The sequence below is a fragment of the Neorhizobium sp. LMR1-1-1.1 genome, assembly GCF_040675795.1.
Taxonomy (GTDB): Bacteria; Pseudomonadota; Alphaproteobacteria; order Rhizobiales; family Rhizobiaceae; genus Neorhizobium; species Neorhizobium cellulosilyticum.
On sequence record NZ_JBEGHE010000025.1, the window covers coordinates 590,892 to 614,275 of the forward strand.

Annotated in this window: 15 protein-coding genes and 1 tRNA gene; 9 read left to right on the forward strand and 7 right to left on the reverse strand. The window is 59.4% G+C overall.

What is annotated here, in order from left to right; all coding sequences use genetic code 11:
• The first annotated feature begins 4 nt into the window (after positions 1-4).
• Positions 5-931, forward strand: coding sequence for an ABC transporter permease subunit (locus MRBLMR1_RS15995; protein ID WP_148148112.1), 927 nt, complete (start codon positions 5-7; stop codon positions 929-931).
• Positions 931-1,752 carry an ABC transporter permease subunit gene (locus MRBLMR1_RS16000; RefSeq protein ID WP_148148144.1) on the forward strand — a complete coding sequence of 274 codons (822 nt, stop codon included), beginning with the start codon at positions 931-933 and terminating at the stop codon, positions 1,750-1,752. The genes MRBLMR1_RS15995 and MRBLMR1_RS16000 overlap by 1 nt, the downstream gene beginning before the upstream one ends.
• A gap of 18 nt (positions 1,753-1,770) precedes the next feature.
• Here MRBLMR1_RS16000 and MRBLMR1_RS16005 read toward each other — a convergent pair whose 3' ends face one another.
• Positions 1,771-3,627 carry an AsmA family protein gene (locus tag MRBLMR1_RS16005; protein WP_500065250.1) on the reverse strand — a complete coding sequence of 619 codons (1,857 nt, stop codon included), beginning with the start codon at positions 3,625-3,627 and terminating at the stop codon, positions 1,771-1,773.
• A gap of 185 nt (positions 3,628-3,812) precedes the next feature.
• Here MRBLMR1_RS16005 and MRBLMR1_RS16010 point away from each other — a divergent pair, with 185 nt between their 5' ends.
• Positions 3,813-5,774, forward strand: coding sequence for an acetoacetate--CoA ligase (locus MRBLMR1_RS16010; RefSeq protein ID WP_148148110.1), 1,962 nt, complete (start codon positions 3,813-3,815; stop codon positions 5,772-5,774).
• 268 nt (positions 5,775-6,042) lie between these two features.
• On the opposite strand, the gene MRBLMR1_RS16015 is transcribed toward MRBLMR1_RS16010, so the two are convergent.
• Positions 6,043-10,167, reverse strand: coding sequence for an ATP-binding protein (locus MRBLMR1_RS16015; RefSeq protein ID WP_148148109.1), 4,125 nt, complete (start codon positions 10,165-10,167; stop codon positions 6,043-6,045).
• Between the two features lie 196 nt (positions 10,168-10,363).
• Between MRBLMR1_RS16015 and MRBLMR1_RS16020 the strand changes: the two genes are divergently transcribed.
• Both MRBLMR1_RS16020 and MRBLMR1_RS16025 read left to right on the forward strand, forming a co-directional pair.
• Entirely contained in the window at positions 10,364-10,852 is a 489-nt protein-coding gene (locus MRBLMR1_RS16020) for a phasin family protein (RefSeq protein ID WP_500065253.1), read from the forward strand.
• Between the two features lie 137 nt (positions 10,853-10,989).
• Positions 10,990-11,066, forward strand: a tRNA-His gene (locus MRBLMR1_RS16025).
• 10 nt (positions 11,067-11,076) lie between these two features.
• Here MRBLMR1_RS16025 and MRBLMR1_RS16030 read toward each other — a convergent pair.
• Complete coding sequence (locus tag MRBLMR1_RS16030) at positions 11,077-12,039, reverse strand: AraC family transcriptional regulator (RefSeq protein ID WP_148148107.1); 963 nt, start codon at positions 12,037-12,039, stop codon at positions 11,077-11,079.
• A gap of 96 nt (positions 12,040-12,135) precedes the next feature.
• On the opposite strand from MRBLMR1_RS16030, the gene MRBLMR1_RS16035 reads away from it, so the two are divergent.
• Positions 12,136-12,888 (forward strand): SDR family oxidoreductase, encoded by a 753-nt coding sequence (locus tag MRBLMR1_RS16035; protein WP_148148106.1) that lies wholly within the window; start codon positions 12,136-12,138, stop codon positions 12,886-12,888.
• Between the two features lie 63 nt (positions 12,889-12,951).
• On the opposite strand, the gene MRBLMR1_RS16040 is transcribed toward MRBLMR1_RS16035, so the two are convergent.
• Both MRBLMR1_RS16040 and MRBLMR1_RS16045 read right to left on the reverse strand, forming a co-directional pair.
• On the reverse strand, positions 12,952-14,832 hold the full coding sequence (locus MRBLMR1_RS16040) for a methyl-accepting chemotaxis protein (RefSeq protein ID WP_148148105.1): 1,881 nt from the start codon (positions 14,830-14,832) through the stop codon (positions 12,952-12,954).
• Between the two features lie 279 nt (positions 14,833-15,111).
• Entirely contained in the window at positions 15,112-17,553 is a 2,442-nt protein-coding gene (locus MRBLMR1_RS16045; protein WP_148148104.1) for a phosphoketolase family protein, read from the reverse strand.
• Between the two features lie 389 nt (positions 17,554-17,942).
• On the opposite strand from MRBLMR1_RS16045, the gene MRBLMR1_RS16050 reads away from it, so the two are divergent.
• Complete coding sequence (locus MRBLMR1_RS16050; RefSeq protein ID WP_500065257.1) at positions 17,943-19,445, forward strand: pyruvate kinase; 1,503 nt, start codon at positions 17,943-17,945, stop codon at positions 19,443-19,445.
• A gap of 355 nt (positions 19,446-19,800) precedes the next feature.
• On the opposite strand, the gene MRBLMR1_RS16055 is transcribed toward MRBLMR1_RS16050, so the two are convergent.
• Entirely contained in the window at positions 19,801-20,352 is a 552-nt protein-coding gene (locus MRBLMR1_RS16055) for a hypothetical protein (protein WP_148148102.1), read from the reverse strand.
• A 175-nt stretch (positions 20,353-20,527) separates the two neighbouring features.
• Between MRBLMR1_RS16055 and MRBLMR1_RS16060 the strand changes: the two genes are divergently transcribed.
• Complete coding sequence (locus tag MRBLMR1_RS16060) at positions 20,528-20,773, forward strand: helix-turn-helix domain-containing protein (RefSeq protein ID WP_148148101.1); 246 nt, start codon at positions 20,528-20,530, stop codon at positions 20,771-20,773.
• A 52-nt stretch (positions 20,774-20,825) separates the two neighbouring features.
• Here MRBLMR1_RS16060 and MRBLMR1_RS16065 read toward each other — a convergent pair whose 3' ends face one another.
• Entirely contained in the window at positions 20,826-21,713 is an 888-nt protein-coding gene (locus MRBLMR1_RS16065) for a LysR family transcriptional regulator (protein WP_148148100.1), read from the reverse strand.
• 109 nt (positions 21,714-21,822) lie between these two features.
• On the opposite strand from MRBLMR1_RS16065, the gene MRBLMR1_RS16070 reads away from it, so the two are divergent.
• A complete protein-coding gene (locus MRBLMR1_RS16070; RefSeq protein WP_148148099.1) occupies positions 21,823-23,319 on the forward strand; it encodes a CoA-acylating methylmalonate-semialdehyde dehydrogenase in 1,497 nt (498 codons plus the stop codon).
• The last annotated feature ends 65 nt before the right edge of the window (positions 23,320-23,384 follow it).

Here is a 23,384-nt window from a genome sequence, read left to right on the forward strand (position 1 = left end):
GAACATGGCCAATGTCGCTGAAGCCAATCCTGTCACCAATGCAGGCGGCCCATCGTGGACGCGCTGGCTGGTGGTCGTCGTGCCCTATGTCTGGCTCATACTGTTCTTCGTCGCGCCGTTCCTAATCATCTTCAAGATCTCGCTGTCGGATTATGCCCAAGCGATGCCGCCTTATAGACCTTTATTTGAAGGGGTTGGCGCAGTCGGCGATTTTATCTCGCAGCTCGACTTTGAAAATTACATCTTCTTGACGTCGGACTCGCTCTACATCCTCTCCTATCTGTCATCGCTCAGGATTGCGGCCATCTCGACGCTGCTGCTTCTCTTGATCGGTTACCCGATGGCGCTCGCCATGGCCCGCGCCCCGACCTCGATCCGCCCGACGCTGGTCATGCTGGTGGTCCTGCCCTTCTGGACCTCGTTCCTCATCCGCGTCTACGCCTGGATCGGCATCCTCAAGCCCGATGGCCTGCTGACGCTTCTCCTCCAGACAGTTGGCCTTATGGGACCGGATCAGCAGGTGCAGATCTTCCGCACCGATTACGCCGTCTTCATCGGCATCGTCTATTCCTATCTGCCCTTCATGGTCCTGCCGCTCTATTCGGCGCTGGAAAAGATGGACAATTCGCTGCTGGAAGCGGCGAGCGATCTCGGCTGCCCTCCGTGGAAAGCCTTCTGGAAGATCACCTTCCCGCTCTCCATGCCGGGCGTCATCGCCGGTGCGATGATCTGCTTCATCCCGATTACTGGCGAATTCGTCATCCCTGATCTTTTGGGCGGCGCCGATACGCTGATGATCGGCAAGACGCTCTGGACGGAATTCTTCGGCAATCGTGACTGGCCGCTCGCCTCCGCCGTCGCCGTCATCCTGCTGATCATGCTGGTCGTGCCGATCATGATCTTCCAGAACCAGCAGAAGAAGGTGGTATGATGAGATCTCCCCGTTTCGACGCCACCGTGCTCACCCTCGGGTTCGCCTTTCTCTATATCCCGATCATCATCCTGATCGTCTACTCGTTCAACGCGTCAAGGCTGGTCACGGTCTGGGGTGGGTTTTCGCTGAACTGGTACTCCGCCATGTGGTCGAACCAGGGTCTGATGGATGCGGCCTGGGTGACGGCCCGCGTCGGCGTGCTCAGCGCCACCTTGGGCACCATCCTCGGCACGATGGCCGCACTCGCGCTCACCCGGTTTGCCCGCTTCCCCGGCCGCATGGCCTTCTCGGGCATGATTTATGCCCCGCTGGTCATGCCGGAAGTCATCACCGGCCTGTCGCTGCTACTGCTCTTCGTCGCCATGGGTGTCGATCGCGGTTTCTGGACGGTCACCATCGCCCACACGACCTTCACCATGTGTTATGTGGCGATCGTCGTGCAGTCGCGGTTGTTGACCTTCGACCGCAGTTTGGAAGAGGCGGCGCTCGATCTCGGTTGTCCGCCGGTCAAAACCTTCTTCAAGATCACTCTGCCGCTGATATTCCCGGCCGTCATCGCCGGCTGGATGCTCGCCTTCACCCTGTCGCTTGATGATCTCGTCATCGCAAGCTTCAACACCGGCCCGGGCGCAACGACGCTGCCGATCAAGATCTATTCGCAGGTCCGCCTCGGTGTGACGCCGGAAATCAACGCCATCTGCACCATCCTCATTGGTCTTGTAACGATCGGCGTCATCGCCGCATCCCTCACCACCAAGCGCGCCGAGTTGAGGCGCGTCCGCGACGAGCATCTGGCGATCCGCGGCGCGGAAAGGTGATAGGGGCGGCCCGCGGTTTTATTCGCCGGGCTTGGCGGCCGGCACGTTCATCGGCCAGAGGCTCGGTGTCGGCCATGCGCCGCCGATGAAAAAGTTCAGCGGCGGGTTTGCATCCTTCGGTGTGATCGTGGCCGAGAGCGCGAGGCTGCTGTTTGCAAGCGGCACGGCCCCGGTCAGCGCAATCGTTTCGTTGCGCCCGGCAATCTCGGTGTCCTGAAGGTCGGCAATTCCGTTGCGGATAGTGGCTGTCGCCTTCATGCTGTCGAATTCGATGGAGCCCGTTGCAGCGTCGCTAAGCGAGAAATAGGGTTTCCGGATTGCTAGCTGGCGAATAGCCGACAGGTCCATGCCGGTCAGATTGCCGGAGCCTGTCTGGAAGCTGACCGTCCCGGTCGCTGCGTTCCAGGCGTCGCGCGTGATCGGGCGTGGCACATCCAGCGAAATGTCGAGCGATCCCTGTGCTGCAGGCAGCGGGCCTTTGAGCTGCAGCTGTTGTGCGATCGTCGCGAAATCGACGCCCCGGACGGCCGCGCGGAAGGCGACGCTTTGTTCCTCGCCCCGGGCGCTGGAATTCGCATTAAGGGTGGTGATCCGCCCCGTCAGGCGACCCGGTTTTAGATCGCTATCGAGAATATCGAGGCGGAACTGCTGGGTCACATTCATCAGCCCAAGCGCCACATCATAAAGCTGGAGACCGCCCAACGAGGCGATTTGTGAAGAAAGCCTCATATCGAGGTCCATATTCGTCACAAGCGACGGCAGCGCTTGCACATCCTTGCTGATCGTCGGCTCCAGAGCGATAAGCAGGCGGCGCAGGTCCATATGATCGAAGGCAAGCGTGCCCGAAAGCTTCGGCGGCGTGGAGGCGGGGATGTCGAGCTCCAGCAGACCGGTTGCATTCTCCTCGTTCAGCCCGAGCGAAAGCTCCTCGAACCGCATTTCCTGGCGGTCTGCAATCAACCGGGCCGAAACCGATGCCGATTGCAGTCCATCCACCAGGCGTGGATCGATCTCGAACCAGCGCAGCGCAGCAGGCATGTCCGACGCCCGAAGCTCGGCATTGCCGGAGAAATAACCTCGCGGCGTCAGGCTTGCGACGCCGTCGAACTTTGCAAACCCGATGTCGGCACTGGCCGTTCCCTCGAAATCTCCGCTTCTACCATCGAGAAGCAGCAGCGGCTGTGTGCTGCGAATATCGAGGCCGATCCTTTTGCCGCGGACAACGGCGTCCCCGCGGATGATGGCGGTATCGGAAAGACGAGGCCAATCCATCATGCCGTTGATGGCATCGAAGCGGACGACACTTCCATCTGTTTCGCGGATGATATCGAGAATGCCGTTGCGAAACTGTACCTCGCCAATCGGTGCATCCAGCGCCTGATCTAGCCTCTGCCGGTCGCCATTGGCAGAAACCTTCGCCATGGCATCGACCAGCTGTCCGCCATTGGCCCAATGAAGCCGCTCGTCCTTGTCGCGGCTCATGAAAAGGTGTGGTTCGTTAAGGCGGAAATCCTCAAAGACCGGCTGGCCAAGCAAGGCTTCCATCAAGTCGAACGAGGCGGACAGTTCCTTGATCGTTGCCAGTATCTGCCGTCCGCCATGTTCATCGTTATGAATGGTGATGTCGGTAAGCGTGACTTCCGGATGCGGCCAGAACCGAATTGTGGAGATGCCGCCGATTGTGGCGTTATTCCCGGTCCACCGTTCTACCGACTGTTCGATGCTTTCCCGCACCAGACTGGTGGAAATCAGGAAAGGCGTGACGATCCTGAAAATCGCGCCCACCGCAAGGATCATCGCAAGCGCAATCAGCACCGTTCGACCAACTGGCCGGCGTGCATGCCTGCGGAATGTCTGGGCGGCTCTGGTGAACATGCAAGGCGCATATAGGAAATGACGGCACGGCGCAATTCAGGCGCCTGACGGTTCACGTCTCGTGCTTCATTGTCGCATGCGACATGTTATACATCCTTGAGCCGCACCGGCATGGAGGTGTCTTGCGGCGCAAGGAGGTCGGCAAATGCCGAAAGGCCGGTCGCGTCGGCCGGAAAGGGAGGAATATGCTCGATAAGGAAAAGCCGCTCTGGACCATGTCCGAAGAAAAACGGCAGAAAACGCCACTCTATCGCTTCATCCGCTGGTGCGAGGAGCGCCATTCGGTGGCATTCGCCGATTATGACGCCTTTCATTCCTGGTCGGTCGAGGAGAGCGAAAAATTCTGGCTGGCGATCTGGGATTTCTGCGGTGTCATGGGAGATCGCGGCGAAACCGTGTTGGCAGACGGCCAGGATATGCTGGCGGCACGCTTCTTCCCCGACGCCTCGCTCAACTTTGCAGAAAACCTGCTGGCGCATGCCTGTGAGGGGACTGTTGAGGCGCTGATCTTTCGCGGCGAAGACAAGGCCCGTTACAGCTGGTCGTGGGACAGGCTGCGCTCGGAAGTCTCGAAGCTCCAGCAGGCCTTTCGCGCCATGGGTATCGGCAAAGGGGATCGCGTTGCGGCGATGATGCCGAACATGCCCGAAACCATTGCCTGCATGTTGGCCACTGCCTCGCTCGGCGCCATCTGGTCGTCCTGTTCCCCCGATTTCGGTGAGCAGGGCGTGCTCGACCGCTTCGGCCAGATCGAGCCCAGGCTTTTCATCACCTGTGACGGTTACTGGTATAACGGCAAACAGCAGGATGTTTCCGCCAAGCTGAAGGTCGTGACCGCCCGCCTTGGCGTGCCGGTCATCGTCGTGCCCTATCTTGGCAAGGCGGCAACGCTGGCCGCCGACTTGACGGACTCACGCACTTACCCCGATGTAATCGCCGCCTATCAGGAAAAGCCGCTCGAATTTGTCCAGCTGCCGTTTTCCCATCCGCTCTACATCCTGTTTTCCTCCGGCACGACCGGCATCCCGAAATGTATCGTCCACTCTGCCGGCGGCACCTTGCTGCAGCATCTGAAGGAGCATCGGCTCCATTGCGGCATAGAGCCGGGTGAGAGGCTCTTCTATTTCACCACCTGCGGCTGGATGATGTGGAACTGGTTGGCTTCGGGCCTCGCGGTTGGTGCGACGCTCTGCCTCTATGACGGCTCGCCCTTTGCTCCCGATGGCAACGTGCTCTTCGATTTTGCTCAGGATGAAAAGTTTGCGGTCTTCGGCACGGCGGCCAAATATATCGATTCACTGCGCAAGTCCGGCATCGTGCCGAAGGAAAGTCATGATCTGTCATCGCTGCGCCTGATGACCTCAACCGGTTCGCCGCTGTCTCCTGAAGGATTCTCCTTTGTTTATGAAGGCATCAAGCAGGATATGCATCTTGCATCGATCTCCGGCGGCACTGACATCGTCTCGTGTTTCGTGCTGGGCAATCCGTTGAAACCTGTCTGGAAGGGCGAAATTCAGGGGCCGGGACTGGGGCTTGCCGTCGATATATGGAACGACGATGGCGAGCCGGTACGCGGCGAGAAGGGCGAACTGGTTTGCACCAAAGCCTTCCCCTCAATGCCGGTCGGGTTCTGGAACGACCCGGACAAGTCGAGATACAGGGCCGCTTATTTCGAGCGTTTCGACAATATCTGGTGCCACGGCGATTTCGCCGAATGGACAGCGCATGGCGGGCTGATCATCCATGGTCGCTCGGATGCGACGCTCAATCCTGGCGGCGTGCGCATCGGCACGGCCGAAATCTATAATCAGGTCGAGCAGATGGAGGAAGTGTCAGAAGCCATCTGTATCGGCCAGGATTGGCACAATGATGTGCGCGTCGTGTTGTTCGTCCGGCTCGCCAATGGGTTGTCGCTCGATGAGGATCTTGCCAAGGCAATACGTACTCGTATCCGCAATGGCACGACGCCTCGCCATGTCCCCGCCAAGGTCATACAGGTATCGGATATTCCGCGAACCAAATCCGGCAAGATCGTCGAACTTGCAGTGCGCGATGTCGTTCACGGCAGGCCCGTCAAAAACAAGGAAGCACTCGCTAATCCCGACGCGTTGAAACAGTACGAAAACCTTGCAGAACTTGGCACGTGATCTTGCTGCAATGCAGCAATACATCGCGATGATCCGGATCGGGACAGGTTTAAGCTCTTGTTGAGTGACGTTCCTCAATTCTGGCGCAAAATGTCCCGTTAGGGGCTATAAAGCTGACACACGATGAGATTTTGAGGCGGGACGTCTTTTACTTCTATCGTTGTTCAACAGCACAATGACTTAAGGGCAGCCGAGGCTGCCCCTTTTTTATAGCACAATACACGCATTGCGTGAATATATGATTATGTATCGCTTTTCTGGCGTGTCGTTAACTCGCCAGAACCCGCTGCGACGGGAAGGTGATCTCCACCAGCGTTCCCTCGTTCGGCGCCGAGGTAATGGCGAAATTCGCCCGGTTCGCATCCACCATCGCTTTTGTCAGTGGCAGCCCAAGGCCCGTGCCGTCACCCCGTTTGCGGGATGCGCCCGCCACCTGCCGGAATGGCTTCATCGCCAATTCCAGCTCGGCGCGGTTCATGCCGATACCGGTATCGCGAATTCTCAGCACGACGCTGCCATTCGTCTCATAGGCGGTGGAGACGACGATCTGACCGCCCGATGGCGTAAACCGGATGGCGTTGGACAGGATGTTGAGCACGATCTGCTTGATCGAGCGCAGATCGGCCACCACCTGCGGCACGGCTTGCGACAGTGCCGTGCGTATGATCACCCGCTGGCCGTTTGCTTGCGGCTGCACAAGCGAGACCGCTTCCGACACCGTTTCGTCCAGGCCGACAGCGATGAAATCGAGATCAAGCTCTCCCGCCTCGATCTTGGAAATATCGAGCAGGTCGTTGACGATATCGAGCACATGCCGGCCCGAGCGGCCGATATCGTTCGAATATTCGATATAGCGGGGGTGGCCGACAGGCCCGAGCCGTTCCGATGCCATCATGTCGGCAAAGCCGATAATGGCATTCAGTGGCGTGCGAATCTCGTGGCTCACATGCGCAAGGAACTCGCTCTTGTGCGCATTGGCCGTTTCCGCGGCGCGTTTTGCGGTGCGCAGCTCGTCTTCGGTCCGTTTCCACTGGGTGATGTCGCGGATGACGGCGCAATAGCCGTTGGATGACGTCAATCGGCCGATCGTCATGAAAAGAGGAAGGAACCCGCCGGATGCCTCCCGGCCGATCACTTCACGACCGTCATTCAGCACGCTCGCCACGCCATGGCCGGAAATCCCGGAGAGATAGTCGAGGATTGCCCGCTGGCTTTCATGCGCAAAAAGCGTGACGAACGGCTTGCCGTTGATCTCTTCGCCATCGAAGTTGAACAGCGCGCTTGCCGCCCGGTTCATCGACCGGACTTCCCTGTCGGATCCGATGATGACGACGCCGTCGGTGGCGGTCTCCAGAATGGCCCGCAGCTCCTCCACCTCGACCTGCAGTTTCGCCAATTGGTCGGCGGTGCGGATCGGGCGCAGCGGCAACACTTCCGCCGTGGTGTTTTCTGGCGGCTCCGCTTCGGCGGCAACCGGCATCAGCGCCAGCATCAATGCCGATGTCTCATTGAAGCGGATCGACTGAAGCCTTGCCGTCACGGGAACGATCACGTCGTCGGCGCGCACCACCACCATGCCGCCGGCATGCGTGGTCTTGTCTTCCAGTTCCTGCCGCTGCAACAACGCATCAAGTCCGCCGACATCGCCAAGCGCCTCTAGCGAAGAATAGCCGGTCAGTTTCAGGAATTCGCTGTTGGCGTGGATCAGCCGATCACCGGCATGCACCAGAAGTGCCACCGGCATCTGGTCGATGATATCCTCGGAAAGGCCGGTGCGATCGCGACCGGGCAGCATGGCGGCGAGAGCCGCGGCATCCGCCGCTTCCTCGTGCTCGATCTCATTCTCGGGGCGGTCCTCGGTTGCTTCCGTCGGCTCGTTGTCGAACAACGTGACGACGATGCCATCGGAAGTCTCCGATCCGTCGGTCACCTCAAGCGTCTCATCCTCGTGAAATGCCTGGGCATCTTCCGGCACTTCTTCGTCAACCTGTTGCGTTTCGTCGTCGTCGGTCGGCAGGGACTGCTCAGCCTCGCCATTAGCCTCGGAAACGAGGTCTTCGTTCGTGCTGGTTGCGTCCTTGCTGGAAGCCGCAACATCCTCAGGCAGATCGGATGCGGGGGTGTCTGCGGTGATAACCTGATCACCGAGGGCTTCGTCGCTTTCCGTCTCCAGATCCTCGGCTGGTTTCACGAAATCATCCAGACGTCGGGCAATTTCCTGAAAGTTTGCCTGCTCGCCGGGACTCAGCCGTGAGCGTCGCTCCTCAAGCTGGATCACCTTGTCCCATTGCCGTCTGCCCGGCGTGTCGGTCAGCGTCAGGGCTGGGGGCTCGCCTTCCGGCCAGTCAACGGTCTTGGCCAGGTCTTCAGCTGTGTCCGCATCAACGGTATCCACATCCGGTTCGTTGTCCGTTTCACCCGGCATCGGCATGTCGTCATCGGCGAAAGAGCTCGCTTCGACATTTGCCTCTTCATTCGATGTGTCGCCAATCTCATCGAACGCTGCCGTTTCCGCGCTCTCGTCGCTTGCCGCAGGGACAGTATCGGCATTCTGGTTTTCGGCCGGTTGCTTGAGAACCTCTTCCAATTGCTCGGAAGCTTGCAAATCGTCCTGTTCTGCTTCGAGCGGCTTGGCTGCTAGGTCTGCCTCTGCTCCCACCAATGAAAGGCCAGCGGCGTGCGGGTCTTCGGCTGCGTCGCCCATCCGAACGATGCCGAAGCCGCGGAACCCGTCAAATTCGCGTGCTCTCGTGTAAGTCGGGAGCGCTGCCAGATCGACCGGCACCACGAGCGAGGTTCCCTCTACCGGCCACCAGATCGTCTTGCCTGACCATGTGTCCCGACGGCCAAGCAATTCGCCGATCTTGCCGTCCGGATCGAGATTGAAGAGTGCGGCGAGATCGGAAAACGCCATGCCCGAAATATCGGCTGCATGCGGCCCGACAGCCTGGGCGAATTCCTTCGACACTTCGCTGAACCGGCCGGCGGCATCGATTTTCCAGACGAAGCGCACCGTTCCGAGCGGACGTGATGCCGGCTCTGCCTGTTGCGCAAGCGGCATTGGTCCGGCGTGATCTTCGGTGATGTTTATGCCTTCATTCCGCTGACCCGGCGCCTCTGCCTCAGACGTGGTGGCTGGCACGGTTTCGTCATCATGCTCTTCGTGCGATTCGAACGGCGCGACCTCGTCGTCATCGGTTTCAATGTCGACAGCCACGTCCGCGTCGCCCGACAGGTCTGCCGGAATGCGATTTTCTCCGCTCACGATCTCTTCGGCAGAAATGTCCTGCGCAACGTTTTCGGCATCCCGCTCAGCAGCTGTGGTGCCGTCGAACGTCTTCGCATCCGGCTCGCCGCTCTCGGCGAAAACCTCGTCCCCTTCATCAGTGGGGGCCAGATCTTCAGTCTTCACATCCCCGCTCTTGATGTCTTCAATGCGGGAAACCGGCGAAGGCGTGTCCGAAGCCTCTTCCACCATGACCTTTTCTGCAGCGGTCTCGGCGAAGGCATCAGCTTCGGTTTCTGTCTCGTGTCCGCCCGTCTCCACGGAAGCCGCATCACTCTCGTCGGCCGCGCCCGTCGTGTCATCGAGCGAGATTTCTTCCTCCGCTTCGGGATTGTCCTCGATCGCGGCGACGGCGCTCAGCGCATCTTCGTAGTCAGGCAAGGCGAAGTTATCGACGGCGATGTCTTCCGCAGCATGGGCGGCATTCACCGCCGCAGCCTGCATTTTTGCGGCTCCCACGACGAACAGAAGATTAAGGGCAGGCTCTTCCGACACCTGGCCGATCGCAGCGGGCAAATATCCGCTGGCGGTCGCGATCGGGCGCTTGATCAGTCGGTGACGGTCATTGCCGACCATCGAGACAAGCATGCGCGTCGTCTGGATGGAAAGGCTGAGCGCTGCAAACTGGCCGGATGCAGCCAGAATGTTACCATCGCCATCGAGCACGGCCATATGCGTGTCGGGATCGTCAAAGCCTTCGATCAGGCGGGCAGCACATTCCTTTAGCGGCAGGTTTTGGCTGTCCACCGGCACGGAGAGAAGGATGCACGGCTTGTCCTGAACCCGGATCATTTCGCAGCGCGCCTGCACAGCCACGCGCAGAAACCCGGAAGCGATGCGAACAGTAAACGTGCGCCTGTCGCCCACCGACTGCAGCGAGCGTGCTACAGGCTCCACCTGGCGAAACATCAGTTCGCCGCGGTCAAGCCCCTGGTCGAGAAAATCATAGATTGAGCCGAAGCCAAAAAGTGCGGCACCCCGGCCATTTGCCCATGAGACCGATCTGAGATCCGCCGAGAACAGAACGACGGCCATACCCGCGGCAAATGCCTCTCGCACACGCTCGTGTACGGCGACATCGATGAATGGGTATTGCACGTCCGACATGGGCAAGCCTGTGAAATTACGTGTCGGCCTATAAGGCCATGGAATTAACCTCTTGTTAATATCCCTCCCCTTCGACAGGGTCCACATGGGAGAACAGGAACGCGTAAACAGGGTTAACGCCGGTTGGTTGTGCAGTGCCGCATATATTGCAATGCACAATGGCATCGACTATATTTACGGCACAACAGGTTCGGCGATGCCTGTTTTTTCGCCGGACCGGATCTTTTTGGAGGAAAAGATTGTGGCTTATACTGACGATATCTTCTCGTTTTCGGCATTCGATCCGGCAAAGCTCACGCAAAGCTGGCGTGAATTTGCAGAGACAAGCACGACCCATTCCCGTGATGCCTACGGTAAGATGAAAACGGCGGCGGCGGAAGCCTCCCGCACGGTTGAATCCACAATCCATTCTGCCCAGGCGGGCTCGATGGAATTCGGCCTGAAGGCGATCGACGCGTTTCGCACCAATACCGAAATGTCACTCTCCCATATGGAGCAGCTGATCGGTGCAAAATCCTTCTCCGAAGTGATGGAACTGCAGACGGCTTTTGTCCGCAAGCAGGCGGAATTTACCGTCGAGCAGGTGAAAGTCATGCAGGAGGCAGCCCAGAAGGTTGCGGGCGAGGTTTCCAGGCCCGGCAAGGAAGCTGCCGAAAAGGTCATGGAAGCATTCAGGCCGGCCTGATTGTCCGCATGCCCGAAGACTTGTCCACATGCGCGTGGCAGACTTGATCACAAGGATCGAATTTGTCAGATTGAAAGGACTTGCAATCTTCATTCGATGGCCGTATGTGACCGGTCAACATCGCTTCGGCGATCTGTGCGGTTGTAGCTCAGTTGGTTAGAGCGCAGGTTTGTGGCACCTGAGGTCGGTGGTTCGACCCCACTCAACCGTACCATTCCCCTCTCTCAGTAAGTCTTCAAGTCACTAGGACTTACGGGGAGAGGGGAAATTCCTTCCGCTATATCCCGGTTCATCTCTGCACGCGCGTAATGTGTTGGTGGCATTCCGACAAATCGTGTGAATGCGATGCTGAAGGCGCTGGCGGAGCCGTAGCCGACACGATCGGCGATCTCCTTGATGCCTTCATTGCCACGTCTGAGCAGTTTTTTCGCGATCGCCATCCGCCAGGAGAGCAGATATTCGATCGGCGCGACGCCCATCGCCTTGCGAAAGCGTTCGAAAAAGACCGATCGGGATAGAGCCGCTTCGCCCGCCAGTTTCTCCACCGTCCAGTGATGCTTCGGGTCCGCATGTATCTTGCGAAGCGCGGCCGCCAGCCGCTCGTCGGAAAGCCCGCGAAGCAGGCCGGGAGAGGCGCTGCCGCCGGATGCCGACCGAAGTGCCTCGATCAGCAGCACTTCGAGAAGCCGCGTCAGCACCATGTCGCGCGCCGGCTTTTCTTCCTTCGCTTCGTTCCGGATCAGTTGAACGATGGTGGCGAACTGCCTTTCGCCGCGCACATGCACCAGCCGCGGCAGCAGCGATACGAGAAGGCTTGCATCCGGGGATCCGAAGGCAAGTCCGCCAACAAGCATGCGCATATTGGCCGGTCCGTCCGGATCGCCGTGCCGGGTCTCCTCATCGCGCTTGGTAACGGCGAAATGCGCGGCATTTTCCGGATCGACCGGCTCGATACTCGACATGGTAAAGTCGCAGGCGGCGGGGATCAGGATGAAGTCGCCGGCCTGCAGTTCTATCGGTTCCTCCCCGGGAGCCGACAGCCGCGAAGCACCTTCGAGAAGGACGCAGAAAAGTGGCCGTGCCGTCGCCGGTGCATCGACGCGCCAGGGACCGGAGCCGCTCGCCATCTTCGAAAACGGCAGGCTTGGTTGAAGCAGGGCCACAACGTCTGCGAAAGGATCGGTCAATTCGGGACTTTCGAAAATGAATTGAGGACGATCGATTATAGTACGTCCTGCCCTCGATATCTACTTTCATGACCAGACAACATGAAAGGAACAATCATGAAGACGGTTCTCATCACCGGCTGCTCGTCCGGTTTCGGCCTCGATATCGCAAAGCTGTTTCTCGATCGCGGCTGGAACGTGGTTGCGACCATGCGTAATCCGCGTGAGGATCTGCTGCCGATATCCGAAAACCTGCGCATTCTCCCCCTCGACGTCAGAAGCGATGAAAGCGTCGCAAGGGCTATCGAAGCGGCCGGCCCGATCGACGTCCTTGTCAACAATGCCGGCATCGGCTGGCTGAACGCGCTCGAAGGCACGCCGGTCGATGTCATCCGCGATATCTTCGAGACCAACACGATCGGCACCATGCGCATGGTGCAGGCCGTGCTTCCGCAGTTCCGCGAAAGAAGGGCGGGGCTGATCGTCAATGTCACGTCGACGGTCACCATGAAGCCGCTGCCGCTTCTGTCGGTCTATACGGCGAGCAAGGCCGCGGTGAATGCGTTTACGGAATCGCTTGCACTCGAACTCGAACCATTCGGCATTGATGTGAAGATCGTGCTTCCGGGCGCGGCACCAGCCACCAGTTTCGGCAAGACCGCGATCTCCCGTATGGAAGGGCATGGTGGTTTCCCGGAAGCCTATGCCGGATATGCAAATGAGGTGTTTGGCGAGATGAGGCAGAGAACAGAGGTCACGTTGCCGATGGATGTCGCACAAGCGGTCTGGCGGGCAGTGAGCGATCCGTCATCCCCGATGCGGCTGCCGGCTGGTGCCGATGCGGTGGCGCTCGCCAATTCGCAGGCCTGACGCAACAAAAATCCGCCGGGTCGCTTTCGATCCGGCGGATATGTTCGAAGACGACGGTCACTCTTAGCCGAAGGCCGATGCCAGCCGCTGGCCCAGCGCACGTGCCGGCGATGGCTCCCTCCTGTCCCGCAGGTCAGCATTGTTGATGGCCCGAACTGACGCTTCCGCATCAAGCTTGAACTGGGCAAGCAGGGCGGTTAGCTCGGCAGCCTGCGAAGCAAGGCTGTACGTTGCGGCGGTTGTCTCTTCCACCATCGATGCGTTTTTCTGCGTACCCTGGTCCATCTGGTTGACCGCGGAGTTGATCTCCGAAAGCCCGGTAGACTGCTCGCGTGTGGACGATACGATGGCCGAGACGCTCCGGTTGATTTCCTGCACTTCCGATACGATCGTGTGCAGCGCCGTGCCGGTTTCTCCAACCAGCGCCACCCCGTCGCGTACCTGCGCGCTCGACTTGGTGATCAGGTTCTTGATCTCCTTGGCGGCATTCGCCGAACGTTGAGCCAGTTCGCGCACCTCCTGTGCGACGACGGCAAACCCCTTGCCTGCGTCGCCCGCACGCGCGGCCTCTACGCCGGCGTTCAGCGCCAGCAGGTTGGTCTGGAAGGCGATATCGTCGATCACGCCGATAATGTTGCCGATTTCGGATGACGATTTCTCGATCTCCTGCATCGCCAGAACGGCCTTGCGAACGATCTCTCCAGAGCGTTCGGCACCATCATGGGCCTTTTTCACCAGTTCGCCGGCCGTGCTTGCCTGCGCGGCGGAATCCTTGACGGCGGTAGTCACCTGTTCCAGTGCTGCGGCGGTCTCTTCCACTGATGCGGCCTGCTGTTCCGTGCGCTTTGACAGGTCTTCCGTTGCCGCACGAATTTCGCTCGCGCCGGCATCGATCATCTTGGCGTTGTCGCCAACCGACCGCAGTGCTGCCTGAAGTCTGGTGATGGACTCGTTGAAGTTCAGCCGAACCTTGTCCAGTTCACCGGCAAACGGGGTAGCCAGACGGTAGGTCACATCGCCTTCGGCAAGATGGTTCAGGCCGCGGGCGATATCATCCACCGCGAACTTCACCTCCGCTGCTTGCCTTGCACTTTGCTCCTCGCGCGCCTGTCGTTCCTGTTCTGTAAGCCGGCCATTGGCTTCCGCTTCGCGTTCCAGCCGCTCGCGCTCTATGGCGTTGTCGCGGAATACCGAAACAGCGGCTGCCATGTCGCCGATCTCGTCCTTGCGATCCCGATGCGGGATCTGATGCTCTGTATTGCCGGCGGCGAGTGCGTTCATCGACAGGGTGATGCTGGCGATCGGCCGAGCGATCCAGCGGAAGCCGAGCAGAGCGGCAATCCCGCCGACCACGCCGACGATGACCACCAGGATAACCGTTGTCACCAGCGACGAACTTGCTGTTGCCTTTGCCTCGCTGACTGCCGCTTCTCCGGTTGCCTTGTTCAGGCTGACCATTTCGGCAAATAGCTTGACGGCTTCTCCACCCATGACCGTCATCTGTTGCACATGTTTCTTGGCCGCAGCCATGTCGCCTTCACCCAGGAGGGTAACAAGACGGCCGCCTGCCGCTTCATAGGTGTCGATTGCGGCTTCCGTGGCCTGATATTTGGCACGCATAGTGTCTGTCGTCAGACTGGCGCCATAGGCTTCGAATGCTTTGTTGCGTGCGGCATATGCCGCCTTCAGCACGGCAAGCGCGCTGGCGCGTTCCTCCTGCGTCGAAGTGCTGAGCAGCAGTGCGACGTTGCGGCGGACATCGCCGAAAAGACGTTCCATTTCGCCCATCTGGGTTGCCCGCGAAACCCGTTCGCCGACGGTGTCGACCTGGGCCTGGAGAGAATTGACCGCGAGAATGGAAAAGGCGCCCTGGACAATTCCGAGCGTGACGACGAGGCCGAATAACAATGGTAAAAGTGTTTTAATCTGAATTTTTGCAAACATAACCGGGTCCTTGGATGTGCCGTGCATTCTTGTGTTGTGCGCGTGCCCGTTGAGATTTGTGACAGTTTTGCTAACAAAGGGCTTACAGCGGGCTGTGCACCGCTGCGGCTTGTTGCCTCAAATCTGACAAAGTATCATAAAAATTGATTTAACATTTTCTTGTCCATTCCTGCCGTCGATTGGCCCATGCGGCAGGCACAAAAAAATGGGCCGCTTAGTCGGCGGCCCACTCTGGTATTGCCATACCGGCGGGATATCATCCCACCGGTTCGCCTATGATCAGGCGGTGAGACCCGTCCATTTCCAGTCACGGATTTCCGGCATGTCTTCACCGTATTCCTGCACATGGGCCGTATGCAGTGCGAGCTTGCCCTTGAGCATCTCGATCACATGCGGAACCTTTTCCTTCAGCTCCGGCACCCGTTCAATGGCTTCAAGCGCCAGGTGATAGCGGTCGAGCTGGTTCAGCACCGTCATGTCGAAAGGCGTCGTGGTCGTGCCTTCCTCGACAAAGCCGCGCACATGCATGTTGCGGTGGTTGTTGCGCTTATAGGTCAGCCGGTGGATGAGATACGGATAACCGTGATAGGCGAAGATGACCGGCCGCTCGGTGGTGAACAGCTTGTCGAACTCCTCGTCCGTCAGGCCATGCGAATGCTCTTCCTTCGCTTGCAGTGTCATCAGGTCGACGACGTTGACGACGCGGATCTTCAGTTCCGGGATCGCCTCGCGCAGGATCATTACGGCGGCGAGAGTTTCCATTGTCGGCACGTCGCCGGCGCAGGCCATCACCACATCCGGCGCAATCGCATCATCCTCGTTGCTGGCCCAGTCCCAGACGCCGATGCCTGCCTCGCAATGCCTTGTCGCATCCTCGATCGAAAGCCATTGCGGCTCCGGCTGCTTGCCGGCGACGATGACGTTGATGCGGTCCCAGGTATTCAGGCAATGGTCAGCCACCCACAGAAGCGTATTGGCATCCGGCGGCAGGTAGATGCGCACCACGTCCGCCTTCTTGTTGGCAACGTGATCGAGGAAGCCCGGATCCTGATGCGAGAAGCCGTTATGGTCCTGCCGCCATACATGTGAGGTGAGCAGGTAGTTGAGCGAGCTGATCGGCTTTCTCCACTCAAGATGACGCGTCACCTTCAGCCACTTGGCATGCTGATTGAACATCGAGTCAATGATGTGGATGAAGGCTTCGTAGCAGGAGAAGAAGCCGTGACGGCCGGTGAGCAGATAGCCTTCCAGCCAGCCCTGGCATAGGTGCTCGGAAAGCACTTCCATCACCCGCCCGTCAGGCGCAAGATGCACGTCATAGGGCTCGATCTTTTCCATCCACACCCGATCGGTTGCCTCGAAGACCGGGCCAAGCCGATTGGAATCCGTCTCATCCGGCCCGAAGACCCGAAAATTCTTTTCCGTATCGTTGAGCTTCATCACGTCGCGCAGGTATTTGCCCAGCACTTCCGTCGTCTGGACGATCTTCTGCCCCGGCACCGTCACATCGACGGCGTAGTCGGAAATCGGCGGGCATTTCAGTTCCTTGCGCAGGATGCCGCCATTGGTATGCGGGTTGGCGCCCATGCGGCGATCGCCGGTCGGAGCCAGAGCCTTGAGTTCAGCCTTCAGGCTGCCGTCCGCATTGAACAGGTCTTCCGGATTGTAGCTGCGCATCCAGTCTTCGAGAACCTTGCGGTGGCTGTCGTTCTCGCGGCATGTGGCAACCGGAACCTGGTGCGCGCGCCAGAAATCCTCGACCTTCTTGCCGTCGACTTCCTTCGGTCCTGTCCATCCCTTCGGGCTGCGCAGGATGATCATCGGCCAGCGCGGTGCCTGGCCGGAAACAGCGCCGGAGCGGGCCTCTTCCTGGATCGCGCGGATCATGTCGGTCGCCAGATCCATCGCATCCGCCATCAGTCGGTGCATCGCTTCCGGCTCGTTGCCTTCAACGAAGATCGGCGCATAACCATGGCCTTCGAACAGCCTTCTCAGGTCGTCATGCGGAATGCGCGAAAGCACCGTCGGGTTGGCGATCTTGTAGCCGTTGAGATGCAGGATCGGCAGGACCGCACCGTCACGGGCCGGGTTCAGGAACTTGTTGGACTGCCAGCTTGCGGCCAGCGGCCCGGTTTCTGCCTCGCCGTCACCCACGACGCAAGCAACGATCAGGTCCGGGTTGTCGAAGGCTGCACCGAAGGCATGCACCAGCGCATAACCCAGTTCGCCGCCTTCATGAATGGAGCCGGGCGTTTCGGGCGCCACATGGCTCGGCACGCCGCCGGGGAAGGAGAACTGCCGGAACAGCTTGCGCATGCCCTCTTCATTCTCCGCAATCTCCGGATAGACCTCGCTGTAGATGCCTTCCATCCAGGTATTGGCGACCATGCCCGGTCCGCCATGGCCTGGCCCGCATATATAGATGACGTCGAGATCGCGGCTTTTGATCACTCGGTTGAGATGCGTGTAGATAAAGTTGAGGCCGGGGGTCGTGCCCCAGTGGCCGAGGAGTCGCGGTTTGATATGCAGCGGCTGAAGCGGCTCACGCAGGAGCGGGTTTTCCAGAAGATAGATTTGACCGACCGAAAGATAATTGGCCGCTCGCCAGTACCGGTCCATCAATTCCACTTCCGCCTGCGACAGTTGCGTGCGTGGACGGGTGGGGTCGAAATACTCGGCCTGCGAAAAAGCGGCGTCCTTTTGGACCAAATGTTGCTGCATTGAAAACTCCTCTCTTTTTCCTCACCTCTGATGCTAATCGATTTAGATGATCTGTTTCATGACATGGATCATGGACTGGCGGATTGTCCGCCTCTCAAGAGGCATCGCGCTTCCGGCAATGTGGAGGTTTTTTATGACAATCAATCAACTATTGCGCGATGGACGTCAGGATAGGGCAGGGGCTGACGATTGCCAGCTTTAAGGGCGACATTTCTGGCTTTGGTCCCCCGCTGCCGCCAGTCGGGCCCGATCATTCGCCGCGCATAAACACCGTGCGATATGCCGTCGCAGGTTTTGACGCGGCTCAACGCGCGCCTGTCATGTCAGGGTGATGTTGAAAGGCCAGACTTCTTTCCTGGCCGGATTGTCGTCATGGGAGGAGACGAAACATGCATGACACGAATAGCATCGCCGCCGTAGATGCGGATGAACGCACGCTTGAGCTTGGTACGCTTTTCTCCGAGGTTCGGGCATTGCGTGACCGCGTCGCTGACGAAGGGCGATCATTGTTGGAAAGCCTTATCCCCGGGAATGTCGAAGCGGATCGCCTTGAAAACCTCTGCCATTATCTCTGCCTGCGCAGGCACGACATCCGGCCGCTGCAGCGCAGGCTGATGTGTTACGGCCTCTCCTCACTCGGCCGGCTGGAAAGCCGGGTTCTGCCGACGCTGGATGCCGTGCTCTCAGCCCTGTCTACCATGCAGGGAATGACCTCTCCCTATGCCCTGCCGTCAGAAGCGCAGTTTTTTGCCGGCGAGGCGGAGCTCAGTGCGATGACGCAGCGGTTGCTCGGCAGCGGACGCCCGCATCGCCGCGGTCGCATCATGGTCACGCTGCCGGGAGAGGCGGCGACCGATCCCGACTTCATCCTTGATCTCGCCCGGCGCGGCATGGATGTCGCTCGCATCAACTGCGCTCATGATGGTGCTGACACATGGGAGGCAATGGCGCGGCATGTGCGTGCCGCCGGAGAAAAGATCGGTCGCCGGATCACCGTGCTGATGGATATCGCCGGGCCCAAGATCAGGACGGAAGCCGTTGTGGCCGACAAGGGCGCCAAACTCACGACAGGCGATCTTTTCCGCCTTGTCGCCTCGCGCGAACCCTATCAGACGGAAGACGTGCGTTTCTGCGCGGCGGTTTCACTGCCGGAGATCGTCGAACGGGTCGAGCCGGGCCACAAGCTGCGTTATAATGATGGTAAGCTGGAAGCCGTTGTCGAAAGCGTCTCCGAAGGAGGAGCGATTTTGAGGGTGACCCGTGTGAAGGCCGGTGGCGTCAAGCTGAAACCGGAAAAAGGATTGAACCTGCCGGATACCGCACTGGGCCTGTCGCCCCTGACCGCCAAGGATGAAGGTGATCTTGCTGCCGTCATTGGCAATGCCGACATGCTCGGTTATTCCTTTGTCAGCCGGCCGGAGGATCTTGATCTGCTGGAGAAGGCGCTCGGCAACCATCCGCCGCGCGTCGAAAAGCTTGGCCTCGTTGCCAAGATCGAGCAGCCGGAAGCGGTCCGCAACCTGCCGGCCTTGATTGCCCGCGCCCACACACTCGGTCGCCCCTTCGGTGTGATGATCGCCCGCGGCGATCTTGCAGCCGAGATCGGTTTCGAGCGGGTCGCCGAAATGCAGGAAGAAATCCTCTGGCTCTGCGAAGCGGCATCCGTCCCCACAGTCTGGGCGACGCAGGTTCTGGAGGACTTGGTCAAGGACGGTTTGCCATCGCGTGGAGAGATGACCGATGCCGCCATGGCTGCCCATGCCGAATGCGTCATGCTGAACAAGGGGCCGGCGGTTGCCGAAGCCGTCACGCTGCTCGACACGCTTCTTGCCCGCATGGACGAGCATATCTTCAAGAAGACGCCTACGCTTCGTGCGCTGAAATCCTGGTAGCTGAAATACGAAGACCCGGCCCATGATTGGGCCGGGTCCCTCGTGGGACGACGCGGCCTCCGTCGCGTCGCCCCAGCCCACCGTTCAGGCGGAGATGGCAAATCCGGCACCATCCGGCTCTAGATCGAACCGTCCTTTGGCTGCGCCCGGATATCGTTGATATCGTCGCGCAGGGTTCACGGATTTCAGACTTCACCTCAACCCTCGGCGGCAAACTGGATACATGCTTTCGGGAGAACAAATCCCGGGAGTGGAATCCTTGCAGTCCGAATTGGCTTTGAGCCTATACAGGCTGCGGTTGATTTCATTGACCCAACGCAATGCCTCCGGAAATGCCCTTGGATGGATATACGATTCAGGCGTCGTGGATGGGCTTGTGCTCAGCGATGTCGGCGGCGTGGCGGAACATGCGCACCAGCCTTGTCCGCTCTTCCCCATGCCGCATCAGTGCGTGGTCGAAGCGCCGGATCTGGCCCGAATCCGGCCGCCAGCGCCCGTCGCGGGCCTTGTCGTTGCTGCTTGCAGGCTTGAACGACATGCGCGGGCCGATATTTTCCTGAAACTGCGCCAGCGTCATGCCGGCCTTCACCAGCAGGGCCCGCACACCAGAGCGGCTTTCTGTGGCGATCACCACACGAAAGGCGTTGATAAGGCTGCCCTTGGATACCGGCAGCTCGCGTGTGTCGAACAGATCGCTGCCGGTTTCATGCTCCCGCAGATAAACCAGATAGATGTCGACCAGACGGTGCGCCGTCTGCAGCAATTGCGCGTCGGTTCCACCATCGATCCCATAGACGTGATCGTCGCCATGCGCTGGTTTTGTGAAAGCTGAATAAGGCATGATCCTGTCCTCGTTTGCCTTATAAACGCGCAGGGCTTGCTTTGGTTCTGCCGGAATTTTGACCACCTAAGATACGGAGGCGCCACCGTTTTTTCACATTCGATGTTGTGCAGCGCACAATTGCCTATTGCACAAAGCGGATTATGGCCTATGTTTGTCCTGCGGCCGCGTGTCGCACCATGGGTCATTTGACCCCCTTCACCCGTCGCAAACGCCGGGTTTTTTCAAGAAGGATGAAACCATGACAGTCTCAATTAGCAACATCAAGGCATCTCAGAGCGGCGCTGTTCTTTCGGGTCAAGTAGCAAGAGCCGTTGCCGAAGCGCGCCTTGCCGCCGGCTACAGCATCGATGACCTTTCTTTGACCACCGGCCTCGTACATGAGGAGATCGTAGGCGTCGAGGAAGGCCTGAATGCCGATCCGGCCAAGCTCAAACGTATTGCCGTTGCGCTGAAATTACCCCCGTCAGCGCTTCTCGTCGCCTGATTTCAAGGTGCACCAAAAGCCCGGCTCCAGCCGGGCTTTTTCGTCTTTGCCGTCAACCGGCGACGAAGATATGGCTTTCCGCCGCCACCAGTTCGCGGATGTATTCGACAACGATCCGAAGCCGCGCAAGGTCGCGGGATGTTTCGTGATAGGTCGTCCAGTAGGATCGCTTGAGCGAGACTTGCGGCAAGAGCCTGATGAGCTCGGGATGTTGCCGCGCCACATAATCATGCAGGATGCCGATGCCGGCACCCGCTCTGACCGCCTCGGTCTGGCCCATCGCGCTCGAGATCTCGAAACCTGCATCCCAGTCGCGCATGATCTCGCCGGTGAAATTCAGCGAGGGTGAGAAGATCAGGTCTTCCACATAGCCCACCCGCGCATGCCGTCTCAGCTCTTCGGCAGTCTTTGGTTCTCCGGCGGTATCGAGATAGGCCCGTGATGCATAAAGCCCGAGTGTGTAATCGGTAAGTCTGGAGGAAACGAGCCGCCCCTGTTCTGGCTGCTCGATGGTGATCGCAATATCCGCCTCCCGTTGCGACAGCGAAAAATGCCGCGGCACCGGCACCAGCTGGATCTTCAGTTCCGGATGCCGGCGGGTAAGACGGCTCATCCGCGATGCGAGAAAGGAGACGCCGAAACCGTCCGGCGCACCGATCCGCACCGTTCCGGCAATCACCGTGTCGGTGCTGGCCGTTCTTGCCTGCGCCGAAAGCATTTCGGTTTCCATCTTTTCGGCCGCAGCCAGCAGCACTTCGCCTTCCGCCGTCAGCGTGCAACCGTTGGTTCTCCGCACCAGAAGCCGCGTCTGCAGCGCATCCTCCAGCGCCGTCATCCGCCGGCCGAGCGTCGCATGGTTGATACCGAGCCGCCGTGAGGCGGAGAGCAACTGGCCGGTGCGCGCCACCGCCAGAAACATCCTGACATCATCCCAGTCCACGGGCGCTACCCTCTAATGTCGAAATTTGCACAACAGTTGCGTAAACTATCGCGTTGAATTGCGCAATTTCGAGTGACATTCTGGCTGTCACAGAAACCAGGAGGAAACCATGCAGGAAATCGGTCATTTCATCGGCGGCAAGCATGTCGCCGGAACCAGCGGTCGCACCGCCGACGTCTTTAATCCGGCAACCGGCGAAGTACAGGCCAAGGTCGCGCTCGCAAGCGTTTCCGAAATTCGCGCGGCAGTCGAAAACGCCAAGGCCGCTCAGCCGGCATGGGCTGCCACCAATCCCCAGCGCCGCGCCCGCGTCTTCATGAAGTTTGTCGATCTGCTCAACCAGAACATGGATGAGCTTGCCGTCATGCTGTCGAAGGAGCATGGCAAGACGGTCGAAGATTCGAAGGGCGATATCGTCCGCGGCCTGGAAGTCTGCGAATTCGTCATCGGCATTCCGCATCTTTCCAAGGGCGAGTTCACCGAGGGTGCAGGCCCGCAGATCGACATGTATTCGATCCGCCAGCCGGTCGGCATCGGTGCTGGCATTACCCCGTTCAATTTCCCCGGCATGATCCCCATGTGGATGTTCGCCCCGGCGATTGCCTGCGGCAACGCTTTTATCCTGAAGCCTTCCGAGCGTGATCCGTCCCTGCCGATCCGGCTTGCCGAACTGATGATCGAGGCAGGTCTCCCGGCTGGCATCCTCAACGTCATCAACGGCGACAAGGCCGCCGTTGATGCGATCCTGACGGATCCGGATATAGGCGCCGTCTCGTTTGTCGGCTCCACCCCGATCGCCCGTTATGTCTACGGAACGGCAGCTCAGAACGGCAAGCGCGCCCAGTGCTTCGGCGGCGCCAAGAACCACATGATCATCATGCCGGATGCCGATCTCGATCAGGCCGTGAACGCGCTTATGGGCGCGGGCTACGGTTCCGCTGGCGAGCGCTGTATGGCCGTCTCGGTCGCCGTGCCGGTCGGCGAGGAAACCGCCAACCGACTGGTCGACAAGTTGATCCCCAAGATCGAGAGCCTGCGCATCGGCCCCTATACCGATGACAAGGCCGACATGGGCCCGGTGGTCACCAAGGCGGCGCAGGAGCGCATCAACGGCCTGATCGACAAGGGTGTCGAAGAGGGTGCCAAGCTTCTCGTCGATGGCCGCGGCTTCAAGCTGCAGGGATATGAAAACGGTTATTTCGTCGGCGGTTCGCTGTTCGACAACGTCACGCCGGACATGGAAATCTATAAGCAGGAAATCTTCGGCCCGGTCCTCTCCGTCGTTCGCGCGACGAATTACGAAGACGCCCTGTCGCTGCCGATGAAACATGAATACGGCAACGGTGTAGCGATCTACACCCGTGACGGCGATGCCGCCCGCGATTTCGCATCCCGCATCAACATCGGAATGATCGGCATCAACGTGCCGATCCCGGTTCCGCTCGCATACCATTCCTTCGGCGGCTGGAAGGCGTCGTCCTTCGGCGACCTTAACCAGCATGGCACGGATTCGATCAAGTTCTGGACCAAGACCAAGACGATCACCGCCCGTTGGCCCTCCGGTATCAAGGACGGCGCGGAATTCGTCATGCCGGTCATGAAATAATCTGGACACTATCGATGGCGGGTATGATCGTATCCGCCATCCAGCTTTCGCTTAATCAACTATCC

Coding starts and splice junctions, on each gene's coding strand:
- MRBLMR1_RS15995 (WP_148148112.1), top strand. CDS start 5: ATGGCCAATGTCGCTGAAGCCAATCCTGTCACCAATGCAGGCGGCCCA.
- MRBLMR1_RS16000 (WP_148148144.1), top strand. CDS start 931: ATGAGATCTCCCCGTTTCGACGCCACCGTGCTCACCCTCGGGTTCGCC.
- MRBLMR1_RS16005 (WP_500065250.1), bottom strand. CDS start 3,627: ATGTTCACCAGAGCCGCCCAGACATTCCGCAGGCATGCACGCCGGCCA.
- MRBLMR1_RS16010 (WP_148148110.1), top strand. CDS start 3,813: ATGCTCGATAAGGAAAAGCCGCTCTGGACCATGTCCGAAGAAAAACGG.
- MRBLMR1_RS16015 (WP_148148109.1), bottom strand. CDS start 10,167: ATGTCGGACGTGCAATACCCATTCATCGATGTCGCCGTACACGAGCGT.
- MRBLMR1_RS16020 (WP_500065253.1), top strand. CDS start 10,364: ATGCCTGTTTTTTCGCCGGACCGGATCTTTTTGGAGGAAAAGATTGTG.
- MRBLMR1_RS16035 (WP_148148106.1), top strand. CDS start 12,136: ATGAAGACGGTTCTCATCACCGGCTGCTCGTCCGGTTTCGGCCTCGAT.
- MRBLMR1_RS16040 (WP_148148105.1), bottom strand. CDS start 14,832: ATGTTTGCAAAAATTCAGATTAAAACACTTTTACCATTGTTATTCGGC.
- MRBLMR1_RS16045 (WP_148148104.1), bottom strand. CDS start 17,553: ATGCAGCAACATTTGGTCCAAAAGGACGCCGCTTTTTCGCAGGCCGAG.
- MRBLMR1_RS16050 (WP_500065257.1), top strand. CDS start 17,943: ATGCATGACACGAATAGCATCGCCGCCGTAGATGCGGATGAACGCACG.
- MRBLMR1_RS16060 (WP_148148101.1), top strand. CDS start 20,528: ATGACAGTCTCAATTAGCAACATCAAGGCATCTCAGAGCGGCGCTGTT.
- MRBLMR1_RS16070 (WP_148148099.1), top strand. CDS start 21,823: ATGCAGGAAATCGGTCATTTCATCGGCGGCAAGCATGTCGCCGGAACC.